The following is a 14,016-nucleotide window of genomic DNA, read 5'->3' as shown; positions in this document are numbered from 1 at the left end:
CCGCCTGCTGGGCCGACAGCATCGCCTCGTCCTCGGCGAACACGCCCTTCACGCCCTCGCGCAGCTGTGTCGTGATCAGCTGGCTGTCCAGCCGGTAGTTGCGCATGAAGGCCCAGAAGTAGTGGGAGCTGCGGTCGGTCTCCGGGGTGATCGTGTTCATGACGTAGCCGTTGACGCCCTGGCTCCGGTCGCCCTCGGGAGCGCCGGTGCCGGCCCGCGCGACGCCGACGTCGATGCAGATCGTGGAGGGGGCCTCGTAGTGGATGATCTGCCACCGGTCGACCCTGCCGTCGAACTCAGGGAACTTGTCACGGATGTTCTTGCGCCAGAACGGCGGCGGGTCGACATCGAGCATCCAGCGCTCCACCGTCACCCTGCCGTCGTCCTCGAGGCGGGTGCGGAAGCCGGACTCGCTCAGCTCCGCCTGCCCGATGCTGCTGCCATGGACGAACTCCTCGTGCGTGAGGTCCATCAGGTTGTCGAGCACGAGCTGGTAGTTGCACGGTGCGTGGATCGTCAGCCCGTCGCCGGCCCATGCGGGGTGGTCCATCTGGTGCATGTCGGGGACCAGCCCCGGGTCCGCCAGGGTCACGTCGCCGGGCCACACCCACAGGAACCGGTAGCGCTCGACGACGGGGTACGACGGCACCATCGCGGAGGGGTTGATCGTCTCCTGGGCCGGCATCTGGGTGCAGCGACCCGCGGAGTTGAACCGGAGCCCGTGGTACGGGCACTGCACCTCGTCGCGTCCGACCAGCCTCCCCTGCGAGAGTGGCGCCAGCCGGTGCCAGCACGCATCGGCCAGCGCCACCGGCCGGCCGTCGGTCGTCCGGTAGATCGCCATCGGCTGTCCCGCGACGGTCCTCGCCAGGAGGCCCTTGCTGGTGACCTCGTGGTCCCACGCCACGGCATACCAGGCGTTCAGCGGGTACGGGAAGATCTTCGCGGTCACGCGCCCGCTCGGCATCAGTGCGGTCATCAGAGCTCCTTCGTTCGGTGTAGCGAAGCGTGCGGCGCAGTGCATCGTCGGCGTCGCGGCTGAGCTCGACAACCTGCCGGTGCGCATCTGGGCGAAACAGGCTTCAGTGCAGTGTCGGTAACGCTCGTGGCCGTAGCCGGCAGCTCATGCCGTTCAGGCCAGCACCGCCGCGGCACGGGTCAGTCCAACGCGGCACGCGAGTCCCGCGACCAGCGCGAGTGCCCCGATGAGGCCGAGTGCCGCGCCGAGCCCGCCGAGGGCGGCGGCCAGGGCGAGGACCAGCAGCGGGCAGATGAACTCGCCGAGGAAGAGTGCGGCCGTCCAGAGACCGGTGCCGCGACCGCGCTGATCGAAAGACAGGCCGGCGAGCGCCCACACCAGGAGGGTCGGCAGCAGCAGGCCGGTGCCGCCGGAGGCGATGACCGCACCGACGACGATCGCCGGGACGGAGCCGCCGAGACCGACGGTCACGAGGCCCACGCCTGCAAGGGCGAACGCGATCGGCAGCAGCGTCGCCGTGCCCTTGCTCGAGACTCGGCCGAACGTGAAGGCGCCGGTCGCGGTCGCGGCGGAGGCGAGCGCTGTGACGGCGCCGATGACCGGCACCGCGTCGATCCCTGCGTGGTCGAGGACGAAGGGCAGCTCGACGATCGGCGCGTAGAACACGATCCCGCCGAAGAGGGAGACCAGGCAGGGCGCCAGCAAGGCGCGCGCCGACAGCGGCGGCAGGGCCGTATGCGGGGTTCCGGCGCCGCTCTCTGCCGATGGCTGGGGTTGCCAGAGGAGCGCCGCCGCGAGGACGGCGAAGGCCAGGCTCGAGGCGTAGAGCCAGAACGGCGTACGCCAGCTGTGCGCGCCGAGGCCTCCGCCGAGGGCGAAGAACAGCGTGGCCGACAGGGACGCGAAGACGGTCTGGAGCCCGAGCCACCGGTCCCGCTGGGGGCCGGAGAAGTAGTCAGCGATCAGTGTGGTGCAGCAGGTCATGATCGCCGCCTCGGCGACGCCGACACCCGCGCGGCTGAGCACGATCGCCGGCAGCCCGTCGAGCCACAGGGGAGCGGTGCCGAACGCCGCATAGACGACCAGGCCGAGAAGGAGCAGCCGCTTGCGCCCGAACCGGTCGACGACTCGGCCCGCGAACGGCGCCAGCAGAGCGATCATCAGGGCGGGGACCGTGAGCGAGAGTGGGACGAGTGTCTTGGCCTGGGCGGTGTCGCCGAAGTGCCCCTGCATGGAGGGAAGGACCGGGGCGAGCAGCACGGCGCCGAGGACGGGCAGGCAGCTCATGAACATGAGCAGCACCCCCTGCGGACGGCCGGCCCGACGGGGCCCACCGTAGGCGGGGTGCGTGAGGGTGGGTGCGATGGTCGGGCTGTCGGACATGGCCGCTCCAGAGCTCGTCGGGGGTGCGGGTGGCGTGACGGGCGTCACGGCCCCCAGAGTGGGCACGTGCGCGCCTTCACGGAAGTTGACGATGTTGGGCGTTGGTATCGATGTGGCCTATAACCGCAGGTCAGAGTCCCTGGGTGGTTTCCTCGGCGAGTTCGTGGCCGATCTGTCGGAGGGTGCGTCGGAGCCACTCGTGGGCGGGGTCGCGGCGATGGGAGGGGTGCCACCAGAACCCTTCCTTGACCGGTACGGCATCCCACGGGCACGGCAGTACACGCACGCCCGCCGTGGCGGCGAGGCGGTGCGCCAGCCGGGCCTGGAGCACGGCGATCCGCTGGGTGCCGGCCACGAGGAACGGTACGGCGAGGAAGCTGTCGGCCGTGATCTCGACCCGGGGCTCGACTCCGAGCATGCGGAGCTGCCGGGCTGCGGGCGCGAACGCGGTGGGCAGGTCCCACATCACCACCCAGGGCAGCGCTGCGACGTCGGCCATCGTCAGCTCGTCACCGACCCGGTCGTTGTCCGGGCTGACGACGCAGACCCACGTGTCGTCAAACAGGTCGGTGACCGGGACGTCGGTGAGAAAGCCGTGGGGCAGCACAACGCCGTCGACGGTCCGGAGGTTCTCGGCCGCGTTGTCCACGAACTCGGGCTCGGTCTGGCGCAGCACCAGCCGGACGTGGGGCGCGACCTCGGCAAGCCGACGTACCAGTCGTTCGCCGAGGACCGCGGTGGCGTAGTCCGACATCATCAGCCGGAACGTCCGGTCCGACAAAGCCGGCTCGAACTGTGGTGAAGCGTCGAAGACCCGGTGAACGCCGGCCAGCGCCAGCTCGGTCGGGGCTCGGAGCTGCTGGGCCAACGGGGTCAGCTCGTACTGGTTGCCGGTCCGGTGCAACAGCTCGTCGCCGAAGTGTCGGCGCAGCCGCCCGAGGGCGGCCGACACCGCAGGTTGACTGAGCCCGAGCCGCTCCGCCGCGCGGGTGACGTTGCGCTCGCGGAGAAGCGCATCCAGCGTCGGAAGCAGGTTGAGGTCGAGGTTGCGGAGAGTCGCCCGTGCCACGTGATCACCATAACCGAGACCGATGACGACCATCATCGATCTGCCCTTCCATGATAGTCGAGGCCGGTCGCAGAGTGGGGACCGCCACTCCGTCGTATGAGGGTCCGTCCGCCACAAACCAGGAGCATGTCGTGCCCGCAGTCCGATCCGTGCTCGTCGTCGGCGCCGGTGCCGCCGGCTGCGCCACTGCCATCCTTCTCGCCGAGGCCGGGGTCTCGGTCGACCTGATCGACATCCAGCCCGACGTCAGTGCGCTGGGTTCCGGGATCACGCTCCAGGGCAACGCGCTCCGCGTGCTCCGACGGCTCGGCGTCTGGGACCAGGTCTCCGAACTCGGCTATGCCTTCGACACGCTCGGCCTGCGCGCGCCCGACCGCGACGGAACCCTGCTCGTCGAGCTCACCGACGTCCGCACCGGTGGCGAGGACCTGCCGGCGACGGTCGGCATGTACCGCCCGGACCTGGCCGCGGTCCTGGTGGACCGCACGATCAAGGCGGGTGCCAAGGTCCGGTTCGGCACGACCTACACCGCGCTGTCCCAGGACGCCGCCGGCGTCGACGTGACGTTCGCCGACGGCTCGTCCGGGCGTTACGACCTGGTGGTGGGCGCCGACGGCATACGGTCATGGACCCGCCGGCAGCTGGGCATCAACCTCGAGACGCAGAGCACCGGTATGGGGATCTGGCGAGTGTTCGCGCCGCGCCCGGCCTCGGTGACCCGCACCGACCTCTACTACGGCGGACCGTGCTACATCGCCGGGTACTGCCCCACGGGTGAGGACTCGCTGTACGCCTACCTCGTCGAGGCCTCGCAGGACCGGAGCCGGCTCTCCCCGCAGGAGTCTCTGGACGTCATGCGTGGCCTGGCGGCGGCGTACCACGGGCCGTGGGACGACATCCGCGCGTCGATGACCGACCCTGCGCGGGTGAACTACACCTGGTTCGAGACCCACCTCCTCGACGCACCGTGGCACCGCGGCCGCGTCGTGGTGATCGGCGACGCCGCCCACACCTGCCCGCCGACCCTCGCACAGGGTGCCGCGCAGGCGCTGGAGGACGCAGCAGTGCTCGCCGAGCTGCTGCTCGCCCACGACACGGTCAGCGACGAGCTCTGGACCACGTTCACCGACCGGCGCCTACCCCGCGCCAGGGAGGTCGTAGACGCCTCGGTCCAGCTCGGCCGATGGCTCCTCGACCACGAGCAGGGCGACGTCCCGGGCCTGATGGCGCGGATCGCTCATCTCCTCACCGAACCCGCCTGACCCATCCATCCATCGCAAGGGAGCGACGCATGGCCACCACGGACCTGTCCGCACTGCCGACCAACGCCCGCGGCGAGCGCCTGATCACCCACCTGCGCCACGTCGACCTCGCAGTGCCCGACTACGACAAGCAGCTGCGCTTCTACACCGAGATGTGGGGCCTGTCGCCCCAGGCCACCGACGAGGGCATCGCCTTCCTCGCGGCTGAGGGGTCGCCGGAGCAGTACTCGGTCCGGCTGCGGAAGGCCGACGAGAAGCGGCTGGACCTGATCTCCTTCGGAGCCGCAACCACCGACGACGTGGACGCGATGGCGCAGCGCCTGGCGACAGCGGGTGTGCAGCTGGTCGCCGAGCCGGACAAGCTGCAGACCCCGGGAGAGGGCTACGGCTTCCGCTTCTTCGACAACGACGGCCGCACGGTGGAGATCTCTTCCGACGTCGCGGTACGCCAACACCGCCGGATCGAGGAGGGCGAGTCCATCCCGGTCAAGCTCTCCCACGTCGTCATCAACTCGCCCGACCCCGAGGCCACTGTCGCGTTCTACGACAAGCACCTCAGCTTCGCGCTCTCGGACACGCTGCGGTCGCCGCACATGGGCGAGGTGATGTGGTTCATGCGGACCAACCCCGCGCACCACAGCCTCGCGATCGCCCGTTGCCCGCACGTGTCGCTGCACCACGCCTCCTTCGAGATGCGCGGTATCGACGAGTACATGCGCGGCAGCGGACGCCTGATGCGGGCCGGGGTGGAGAAGATCTGGGGCCCTGGCCGCCACATGGCCGGAAACAACACCTTCACCTACTTCCTCGACCCGCACGGCAACACCATCGAGTACACGACCGAGCTCGAGGAGCTCGACGAGGACAGCTGGCACCCGCACCTGTATGACTTCTCCGACCCCGAGGTGACCGATCAGTGGGGCACCGCGAACCCGATGAACGAGTTCGTCGCCAAGCAGTCGTTCAACGACCCGGACCGCGGCCTCTTCGTCGCGCCGCCGGTGTGAGCCACCGATGAGGCTCGCCACGTTCACCGCTCCGGACCTGCTGACGCCGCGCGTCGGCGTGGTCGGGGACGAGACGCTGCTCGCCCTCCCCGAAGGCCTCACCATGCGCGACCTGGTGGCGGCAGGGATCGACGCCGCCATCCGTCTCGCCGAGGCGGCGCGCGGGCGGGAGCCGGCACGACCGCTGTCGTCGGTCCGTCTGCTCGCTCCGCTGAAGCCGGCGTCGGTGCGCGACTTCGTCGCCTTCGAGGAGCACGTCGACGGCATACGCCGAAGCGTGGACGGCAGCGCGGGCGTCCCGGACGCCTGGTACGACGCTCCGACGTTCTACTTCACCAACCCGCACACGATCCTCGGCCCCGACCAGGACGTCCCCTTTCCGGCAGCGTGCCGGGCACGTGACTTCGAACTGGAGGTCGCGGTCGTCGTCGGCGCTCCGGGCACGTCGCTGAGCGTCGACGAGGCACGCAACCACGTCTTCGGCTACACGATCATGAACGACTGGTCCGCACGAGACCTGCAGTCGCGCGAGATGCAGGTCCGGCTCGGACCGACGAAGGGCAAGGACTTCGCAACCACGCTCGGCCCCTGGATCGTGACCGCAGACGAGCTCGACCAGCGCAGGGACGCCGCCGGCTTCCTCGACCTCTGGTGCACCGCCGAGGTCAACGGCGTGGAGGTCGGCCGCGACCTTCTCGCCAACGCGGGGTGGACGTTCGACGCGATGATCGCGTATGCGTCGCGGGACAGCCGAGTCGAGTCCGGCGACGTGCTCGGCTCCGGAACCGTCGGCAACGGCGGCTGCCTCGCCGAGCTCTGGGGCCGCAACGGTTCCCAGGACCCGCCCCCGCTCCAGCCGGGAGACCTGGTGACCCTCACGGTCGAGGGCATCGGCGCGATGAGCAACCGGGTCGCCGTCGCCGATCCCGCGCCACCAGGCTCCGACGTTCGACGCCGTGATCCTGCCGCCGCCCGGCAGGTCCTGCGATGAGCACCCTGACCGGACGGACGGTCGTCGTCACCGGGGCCGCTTCCGGGATCGGCGCGGCGGTGGCCGGCGCCGCGCGGGCCGAGGGCGCCCGGGTCGTGGCGACCGACCGCACGGCCACCGCCGACGTGCGGGCCCTCGACGTTCGCGACCCCGCCCAGTGGGCCGCGCTGGCCAACGACCTCACCGACGACGGAGTGCACGGCCTCGTCAACTGCGCGGGTACGACGTGGCGCGCACGCCTCGGCGACGTCACCCCCGACGCGTTCACCGACACCCACGCAGTCAACGTCCTCGGGCCGCTGCTCGGCATCCAGGCACTCGCACCGCTGATGACCAGCGGCGCGTCGATCGTCAACATCGGCTCACTCGCCGCGCTCCAGGGCCACTACCCGGTGGCATACACGACGAGCAAGTGGTCGCTGCGCGGACTGACGCGCGCCGCAGCCCTCGAGCTCGGCCCGACGGGCATCCGCGTGAACGCCGTGCATCCGGGATTCGTGGACACCGCGATGACCGCGGATGCCCCGGACGCGTTCCGCGAGGCCTCGATCGCCGTCGCCGCGCTCGGCCGGGTCGGTCGCGCCGAGGAGGTCGCCTCCGTCGTGTGCTTCCTGCTGAGCGACGCCGCGTCCTTCGTCACGGGCGTCGACCTGCCCGTCGACGGGGGCGCCGCCTCGCACGGCGGGGCAAAAGCCGTCTCGGATGCATTGCGCTCCCACTACAGCCCTCCCGCGTCGACCGCGGTTCGCTGAGCACGGCGACCGACCACCCAACGACAGCACGACAGAAGGATGACCATGTTCGAGTACTTCCCCGGCAACTACGTCTGGAACCTGGGAGTCGTCGCCACCCTCAACAGCGGGGGGGCGATCGACGAGGTCGACCGCGCGTGCCGGCCGCTGCGAGAACTGGCCGCCCAGGGGGCCGACGTCGGAACCGGTGAGTTCATGGCTGCGTGGCGGCGGGTCGCCGACCAGCTCGAGGAACAGGCCGTCGAGGCCGAGAAGGCCGGGCATCTCCGCACAGCCGGGCAGAAGTACTTCCGGGCCTCGGTGTACGTGTCGCAGGCGGAGCGGATGCAGAGCGCGAAGGACGCCAGCCGCAACGTCGAGTACCAACGCAGCGTGGACCTCCTCGTGCGGTCCCTGGTGCTGACCGACTCGGCCACGACGAAGGTCGAGGTGCCGTACACCGAGGACGGCGTCGAGACCGCCCTGCCGGCGTACTTCTGCAGCGCCTCCGTCGACGGTACGCCGGCCCCGGTGATGATCCTCTGGAACGGGCTGGACTCGACCAAGGAGATGATGGTCGGCTCCGGCTTCCACCGGGAGATGGCGGTGCGCGGCATCTCCACGCTGATGATCGACTGCCCCGGAAGTGGCGAGGCGCTGCGCCTGCGCGGACTGACCGCCCGGGTCGACACCGAGGTATGGGCAGCGTCCTGCGTCGACTGGCTGGAGACCCGCGCCGACGTACGCCGCGACCGGATCGGCCTGGCGGGCTGGTCACTCGGCGGCTACTACGCTCCGCGTGCAGCCGCGTTCGAGAAGCGGCTCGCGCTCTGCGTCGCTTGGGGTGCCAACCACAACTGGGGCGCCGTGCAGAAGCGCCGGCTCAACCGCGAGGGCGAGAACCCGGTTCCGCACTACTGGGACCACGTGCTGTGGGTCTGGGGGGAGGACGATGTCGACCGCTTCATCGCCACGGCCGAGGACGTGCACCTCGACGGGGTTGTGGAGCAGATCACCGTCCCGTTCCTCATCGCCCACGGGGAGAACGACCGGCAGATCCCGCTCGAGTACGCGCACCGCTCCTTCGAGCAGGCCGTCAACAGCCCGAAGCGGGAGCTGCGTGTCTTCACGCCGGAGGAGGGCGCCACCGAGCACATTGGGCTGGACCACTTCCCGCACGTGATCGACCACATTGCCGACTGGGTGGCCGACACCTTCGGCGAGCTCGACGAAGCCTCAACGCCGTGAGGCAGGAGGACCTGGACCGGACCGATCCGGAGGGCGCGGTGGCCAAGGCCGCCGCCAGGGTGTCGAACTGGGGCCGGTGGGGTGTGGACGACGTCCTCGGCACCATGAACTTCCTCGATGACGCCAAGCGGCGCGAGGCCGCGATGCTGGTGAGGAGGGGACGGTCGTACTCGCTGTCGCAGTCCTTCGACATGGACGGCCCGCAGAAGGGTTGGCGGCGTCGTACGAACCCCGTGCACACGATGCTCGATACCGGGACCGACGCGGTCGCCGGCACCCAGGGCTTCCCGCACGGGATCGGTGGCGCTGACGATGTGATTGCGATGCCGCTCCAGTGCTCGACCCAGTGGGACGGGCTCGGTCACATCTTCGACCACGGCCGGGCGTGGAACGGTCGCCCGGCCGAGCTGGTCGTGACCAGCCTCGGCGACGGCGTCACCGGCATCGAGACGGTGGCGGACGTCGTCTGTGGCCGCGGCGTGCTGCTCGACGTCGGCCGTGCCCTCGGTCAGGAGGGCGAGCTGCCCGACGGGTTCGCGATCACCGAGGAGCACCTCGAGCACACGATCGCTGCGCAGGGTCCGACGTCCACGGTCGGTCGCGGCGACATCGTCGTGGTCCGCACCGGAAGGCTCAGTCGCGCGCGACGAGAGGGGTGGGGCGAGTATGCCGGAGGCGCGGCGCCGGGCTTGTCCTTCGCCACGGTGGACTGGCTGCACCGCACCGAGATCGCCGCGATTGCCACCGATACATGGGGATTCGAGGTGCGGCCCAACGAGTTCAACGACGCCTTCCAGCCGCTTCACCAGGTCGCGATCCCCCACCTCGGGCTCTTCATCGGCGAGATGTGGGACCCCGACGCGCTGGCCGGGGCCTGCGCCGCCGACCGCACCTACGACTTCTTCCTGACCGCCGCACCCCTCAAGATCACGGGAGCCGTGGGCGCACCGGTCAACCCGGTGGCGGTGCGGTGACCGCGAAGATCGGAGCGCCGACCAGCTGGCCCGACGGACTCAGCGGCGCTCCGACGGCAGGGCCGAAAGGTAGGCGCTCTCCTCAAGGTAGAGGTTGGTCGTGGCGATCGAGGGTGCCCCATCCATGCCTGGACGGTGCCCGGGTGGACGCCTCGGGCGAGCCAGAGGCACGCGGCGCTGTGCCTGAGGTCGTGGATGCGGCGGCCCTCGGCGAGTCCAGCACCTTCTCGACCGTAAGGACAGGGTCCCAGTCGTCACCGAAGTCGTATCGGTACCAAAGCCGGTCGCCCTCGGTGGCCACGAGCTGGTCCGGGCGTGTGGCATCCTCGCGGACGCCGATACCCCGCACCAGGCGTGATCTGTCATGGTCGTCCCATGCAGCTGATCCACGTGGCGCAGCGTCCGGTCAGCCCGTGGCGCAACGGTGGCGGACGGACGCGCGTGATGGCCCAGGGGCCGTCGGCCGCAAGCCCTGATGACTTCAGCTGGCGCCTCAGCGTGGCGCAGGTGGATCGGTCTGGACCGTTCTCCGCCTATCCGGGCCTGCACCGGCAGCTGATCGTGGCGGGGGACGAGCCCCTGACTCTCGTCATCGACGACCACCGCCGCACCCTGGGTCCCGGCTCGATCGCCGCGTTCGACGGGGGAGCGAGCGTGTCATGCGAGGTGGCGCGCGGCCCGGTGACCGCGGTCAACGTCATGACGCGTCCCGGGCAGGTCACCGCGCAGGTGACCATCGAGGACGCCGAGGCCGATCTGGTGGTTGAGTCGCCGACCGCGGGTTGGTCGTGCCTGGTCGCGCTGACCCAGCACACGACCCTCGGCGGTCACGGCCTGGCGATGGCGCCGCAGGACACGCTCTGGCTGCAGGCAGGGGAGCGAGAGACCGTGTCGGGCGGACGGATCGTGGTGATCAGGTTCAGCAACGTGACATAAAGGTGCGTTGTGGTTCGCCGAAGCCCTTGCGCAGCAGGCGATTTCAGTCCACCTGGCTGGCTAGGGCCGCTCGTCGGCCCTCCAGGTGCAAGGCGGCGGACGATTCAGTCAATCTCAGCGTGAGTCCGGCGCGTAGTCCTCATCGGGGTCGGTGAGCACCGGCTGAGCCTGTTCGAAGAGGTCGGCTTCGTCGACATCCTGGTTCGGCTTGGCTGGCCACGTCTGACCACTGGCTACGGTGGGGTCGGCCGGCTGTTCTTGGTCGAGTCGGTCGGCTTCCGGGACCGCGGTGTTCGGGTGGTTGTCACGACTGTGGGCCACGGTGGCACCTCCTGTTCTTCACGCAGGCGAGCGTTCTGCCGCTCCAGGTCGAGGACCATGCCGATTCCTGCCAGGTTGAGGCCGGCGTGGAGCAGGTCCCCGATCCGGCGAAGTCGGTCCAGGTCGTTCGGGCTGTACCGGCGGGTGCCTCCACTGGTCCGCTCCGGATCGAGCAGACCTCGCGCCTCGTAGAGGCGCAGGTTCTGCACGCCCATGCCGACCAGATCGGCAGCTACCGAGATCGCGTAGACGCCGCGTTCACCGTCCGTTGCGGGCAATGTCACGGGTGGCCCGTCCTTCCTGGAAATTCTTTGTAGCGGCCCTTGCATCAGTATGCCCTTGGTGCTACATAAAACCTATAGCGAACGCCATAGATCTGCGACGGCTGTGGCGACGCTTGGAGCATCAGGCAAACACGATGGAGGTGAAGACGATGCTGATGCGCACCGACCCATTCCGCGAGCTCGACCGGCTCACCCAACAGGCTTTTGGCACGCTGGCGCGCCCCTCAGCGATGCCGATGGATGCATGGCGCGACGGAGACGTGTTTCACGTCGAGTTCGACCTGCCCGGTGTCAGCCAGGACTCGATCGACATCGACGTGGAACGCAACGTGGTCACCGTCAAGGCCGAACGTCCGGACCGCGCCAGCGACGCGGAGCTGCTCGCCGCGGAGCGCCCTCGCGGGGTGTTCAGCCGCCAGCTCGTGCTCGGAGACAACCTGGACACCGAGCGCATCGAGGCCGACTACGACGCGGGAGTGCTCACGCTGAAGATCCCGGTCGCCGAGCAGGCCAAGCCGCGCAAGATCGAGATCAGCAGCCGGAACGAAGGCCAGCAGGCCATTACCGCCTGACCTCTGGTGGTGAGGCTCATGCTCGCTGTGGCTGCTGACCGAGCCGGTGCCGTGCGCGGTGTGGACGAGGAGTTCCTCGAGCTGATGTGTGCGGACGAGGATCTGCTGCGGGCCGAGTTCGACGCGATCGTCGCCCGAGAATGGTCAGGCAGACCCCCTCCGGTTGACCTACCTGCCGCGGCGTCTGGCACCGGCCACGGGCCGCGGAGGCATCGGCTGCGTCGCGGTGACGTGGCGTCCCCGCGACCAGAACACCCCGGTGCCGACGGGTGGAGTCGGCAACGCTCGCCCCCGCGGCTCACCCGGCAATCGCGATCAGAAACCGAACAAGTGGATGGACGAAGGTAGGTGATCTCCCAACACCCAGCACCACGACGATACGAACAGACTCTCGCCTGGGCCGCGTTCGTGCCATCGCGCCTGACGCAGGCTGCGCGACGCCCACGCCTTGACGCCGTATCCGTTCGCGGCCCAGGCGAGGCCCATCAGCGACACCACAACCCCACGATGAAGGTGGCGTCACCCGCCGCCCAGCGACGGGACAAACCTCACCCAGAAGCTGAACCTTTCGGCGTAGCCCATGACCGTTGACCGCACCGACCCCTACGCCGCCTTGGGCCTGAGCCCGAACGCGACCCAAGGCCAGATCCGGCGCGCCTACCGCACGCTGCTGCGCCAGAACCACCCCGACACCCGCGCCGTTGGCGACCCAACCGACAAGGCCGCCTCAGACACGACACTCCAGCAGGTCATCGCCGCATACGCGATCCTCAGCGATCCAGCCCGCCAAGCCGGCCACGACCACACCGGCCCGCCCAAGACCAGCACCCGAACCCGGATTCGCCCTGGGACGCCCTTCCCACGCAACGCACCCGACCAGCCACCAATCCAGGCCGGTCCCGTGCGCTGGCACGGTTCCGGCCGGTGACCAGCAACGGAATTGGCCCGTGCGTGACGTCGCAGTCCCGGCTGCATCGTCCGGCGTACAGGAACGGAGGTGGCCCGTCATCGGCCGGCGGTGTGGTCCGGTCGCCCGTGGTGGCTGAATGCGTAGCGCGTGGTGGCTGAGAACACCTGCCCTGGCGACACGACCGATGACGGGAAGGCGAACTGGTTTGGCGAGTCTGGAAACTGCTGTGCTTCCAAGGCGATCCCGGCTCGAGCCGCGTATGTCCGGCCGGACGTGCCGACAACCGTGTCGTCCAGGTATTGACCGGTGTACACCTGCAGTCCCGGCTGGTTGCTCGTCAGCTCCAGGCGCACACCCGAGCGGGGCGACCACAGGGTGGCAGCAGGCGCGCTGCCGTTGAGCGCGAAGTTGTGGTCCAGCCCCTGATGAGCGGCTAGCTCGGCTCGAGGCGAGGTGATGCGGTCGCCGAGACGGCAGGGTCGGCGCCAGTCCAACTCTGTGCCGCTCACCTCCGCCAGCAGCCCTGTCGGGATCAGGTCGTCTGCAACGGGGGTGTAGCTGTCGGCACTCACACCGAGGACATGGTCATCGACAGGGCCGGCCGCCTCACCGTCAAGATTGAAGTAGGCATGGTTGGCGATGCTGATCACGGTCGGTGCGTCCGTGGTCGCGGTGTAGGTGATCGTCAGGGCGTCGTTGCCAACGCGGTAGGTGGCCTCGGCTCGGACGGCACCGGGAAAGCCCTGATCGCCGTCTGGGCTCGTCAGTCTGAGATGCACCTCGGACGGCGAGCGATCGACGACTTCCCAGTCCCTCTGGTCCCATCCGACGCGACCGCCGTGCAGGGCGTTCGGGCCCTCGTTGCGCTCGACGGAGTAGCGGCGCCCGTCCAGCATGAACCGACCACCCCGGATCCTGTTGGCGTACCGACCGACGGTGGCTCCGAGGTAGCCGGGGAATCGTCCGTACGAGGCCGGGTCCTGATGTCCCAGAACCACATTCAGCCGGCGCCCACTGATGTCGGTGACCCACAGGCCGCGTAGTGAGGCGCCTCGCGGCAGGATCTGCGCGGTCAGCCCGAGCCGACCCGTACCGGTGAGGGGGATGGGGTCAGCCAGCCTGGCGAGCGGCGCGGACGGGTTGCTGACGTTCACCTGTCTCCTTCGGTGTCGCAGGGATGTTAGCGATCACACATCCGAGTGTAAAGCCTCATGCAGCTCTGCCCTTCTGGTCTGCAATCAAGCGAAATTTCCGTCCGCTTCCTCTTGACGATTCGCGTGTGAACGCTAACACTCGTCCACGAGCAACTCGACGACGCGGCTCCAGCTCCCACCTTCGGACGCAAGCGC

The 14,016-nt window shown here is 69.4% G+C and carries 15 protein-coding genes; 9 read left to right on the top strand and 6 right to left on the bottom strand.

The features are described from left to right. The 3 genes from ASG91_RS14005 to ASG91_RS13995 form a co-directional block, all read right to left on the bottom strand. On the bottom strand, positions 1–979 hold a 979-nt coding region (locus ASG91_RS14005), incomplete at its 3' end, for an aromatic ring-hydroxylating dioxygenase subunit alpha (protein WP_056923198.1). Positions 980–1,132: 153 nt separating this feature from the next. Beyond that, positions 1,133–2,362 carry an MFS transporter gene (locus tag ASG91_RS14000; RefSeq protein ID WP_056923197.1) on the bottom strand — a complete coding sequence of 410 codons (1,230 nt, stop codon included), beginning with the start codon at positions 2,360–2,362 and terminating at the stop codon, positions 1,133–1,135. A gap of 130 nt (positions 2,363–2,492) precedes the next feature. Next, positions 2,493–3,431 carry a LysR family transcriptional regulator gene (locus ASG91_RS13995; protein ID WP_235545621.1) on the bottom strand — a complete coding sequence of 313 codons (939 nt, stop codon included), beginning with the start codon at positions 3,429–3,431 and terminating at the stop codon, positions 2,493–2,495. Positions 3,432–3,562: 131 nt separating this feature from the next. Between ASG91_RS13995 and ASG91_RS13990 the strand changes: the two genes are divergently transcribed. The 6 genes from ASG91_RS13990 to ASG91_RS13965 are packed head-to-tail and all read left to right on the top strand — an operon-like array spanning position 3,563 to position 9,644. Further along, positions 3,563–4,693, top strand: a complete 1,131-nt coding sequence (locus ASG91_RS13990; RefSeq protein ID WP_056923196.1) for an FAD-dependent monooxygenase — start codon at positions 3,563–3,565, stop codon at positions 4,691–4,693. A gap of 29 nt (positions 4,694–4,722) precedes the next feature. Further along, complete coding sequence (locus tag ASG91_RS13985; protein ID WP_056923195.1) at positions 4,723–5,700, top strand: VOC family protein; 978 nt, start codon at positions 4,723–4,725, stop codon at positions 5,698–5,700. Positions 5,701–5,707: 7 nt separating this feature from the next. Further along, a complete protein-coding gene (locus ASG91_RS13980) occupies positions 5,708–6,691 on the top strand; it encodes a fumarylacetoacetate hydrolase family protein (RefSeq protein WP_056923194.1) in 984 nt (327 codons plus the stop codon). Continuing rightward, positions 6,688–7,443, top strand: a complete 756-nt coding sequence (locus ASG91_RS13975) for an SDR family oxidoreductase (protein ID WP_056923193.1) — start codon at positions 6,688–6,690, stop codon at positions 7,441–7,443. Before ASG91_RS13980 ends, ASG91_RS13975 begins: the two co-directional genes overlap by 4 nt. A gap of 39 nt (positions 7,444–7,482) precedes the next feature. Beyond that, on the top strand, positions 7,483–8,670 hold the full coding sequence (locus ASG91_RS13970) for a S9 family peptidase (RefSeq protein WP_200961310.1): 1,188 nt from the start codon (positions 7,483–7,485) through the stop codon (positions 8,668–8,670). Further along, complete coding sequence (locus ASG91_RS13965; protein ID WP_235545620.1) at positions 8,667–9,644, top strand: cyclase family protein; 978 nt, start codon at positions 8,667–8,669, stop codon at positions 9,642–9,644. Before ASG91_RS13970 ends, ASG91_RS13965 begins: the two co-directional genes overlap by 4 nt. Positions 9,645–9,726: 82 nt before the next feature. On the opposite strand, the gene ASG91_RS21465 is transcribed toward ASG91_RS13965, so the two are convergent. Further along, positions 9,727–9,945, bottom strand: coding sequence for a hypothetical protein (locus tag ASG91_RS21465; protein ID WP_200961309.1), 219 nt, complete (start codon positions 9,943–9,945; stop codon positions 9,727–9,729). A 74-nt stretch (positions 9,946–10,019) separates the two neighbouring features. On the opposite strand from ASG91_RS21465, the gene ASG91_RS13960 reads away from it, so the two are divergent. Next, on the top strand, positions 10,020–10,580 hold the full coding sequence (locus ASG91_RS13960; RefSeq protein WP_056923192.1) for a HutD family protein: 561 nt from the start codon (positions 10,020–10,022) through the stop codon (positions 10,578–10,580). 233 nt (positions 10,581–10,813) lie between these two features. On the opposite strand, the gene ASG91_RS13955 is transcribed toward ASG91_RS13960, so the two are convergent. Next, positions 10,814–11,185 (bottom strand): MerR family transcriptional regulator, encoded by a 372-nt coding sequence (locus tag ASG91_RS13955; RefSeq protein ID WP_235545619.1) that lies wholly within the window; start codon positions 11,183–11,185, stop codon positions 10,814–10,816. A 149-nt stretch (positions 11,186–11,334) separates the two neighbouring features. Between ASG91_RS13955 and ASG91_RS13950 the strand changes: the two genes are divergently transcribed. Beyond that, positions 11,335–11,757 carry an Hsp20/alpha crystallin family protein gene (locus ASG91_RS13950; protein WP_056923286.1) on the top strand — a complete coding sequence of 141 codons (423 nt, stop codon included), beginning with the start codon at positions 11,335–11,337 and terminating at the stop codon, positions 11,755–11,757. A gap of 580 nt (positions 11,758–12,337) precedes the next feature. Beyond that, positions 12,338–12,685 carry a J domain-containing protein gene (locus tag ASG91_RS13945; protein WP_056923191.1) on the top strand — a complete coding sequence of 116 codons (348 nt, stop codon included), beginning with the start codon at positions 12,338–12,340 and terminating at the stop codon, positions 12,683–12,685. Positions 12,686–12,762: 77 nt separating this feature from the next. Here ASG91_RS13945 and ASG91_RS13940 read toward each other — a convergent pair whose 3' ends face one another. After that, entirely contained in the window at positions 12,763–13,821 is a 1,059-nt protein-coding gene (locus ASG91_RS13940; RefSeq protein ID WP_056923190.1) for an aldose epimerase family protein, read from the bottom strand. Positions 13,822–14,016: the final 195 nt, after the last annotated feature.

Origin of the sequence: Phycicoccus sp. Soil802 (assembly GCF_001429605.1) — a bacterium.
In the GTDB taxonomy this organism is placed as follows: Bacteria; Actinomycetota; Actinomycetes; order Actinomycetales; family Dermatophilaceae; genus Pedococcus.
The sequence above is the reverse complement of the archived record's forward strand: the minus strand, read 5'-3'. Positions and strand labels throughout refer to the sequence as shown.

What these genes read in the sequence shown, in the direction of transcription:
- ASG91_RS14000 (WP_056923197.1), bottom strand. Translation starts at nt 2,362, where the DNA reads ATGTCCGACAGCCCGACCATCGCACCCACCCTCACGCACCCCGCCTAC.
- ASG91_RS13975 (WP_056923193.1), top strand. Translation starts at nt 6,688, where the DNA reads ATGAGCACCCTGACCGGACGGACGGTCGTCGTCACCGGGGCCGCTTCC.
- ASG91_RS13985 (WP_056923195.1), top strand. Translation starts at nt 4,723, where the DNA reads ATGGCCACCACGGACCTGTCCGCACTGCCGACCAACGCCCGCGGCGAG.
- ASG91_RS13950 (WP_056923286.1), top strand. Translation starts at nt 11,335, where the DNA reads ATGCTGATGCGCACCGACCCATTCCGCGAGCTCGACCGGCTCACCCAA.
- ASG91_RS13945 (WP_056923191.1), top strand. Translation starts at nt 12,338, where the DNA reads ATGACCGTTGACCGCACCGACCCCTACGCCGCCTTGGGCCTGAGCCCG.
- ASG91_RS13980 (WP_056923194.1), top strand. Translation starts at nt 5,708, where the DNA reads ATGAGGCTCGCCACGTTCACCGCTCCGGACCTGCTGACGCCGCGCGTC.
- ASG91_RS13970 (WP_200961310.1), top strand. Translation starts at nt 7,483, where the DNA reads ATGACCATGTTCGAGTACTTCCCCGGCAACTACGTCTGGAACCTGGGA.
- ASG91_RS13960 (WP_056923192.1), top strand. Translation starts at nt 10,020, where the DNA reads ATGCAGCTGATCCACGTGGCGCAGCGTCCGGTCAGCCCGTGGCGCAAC.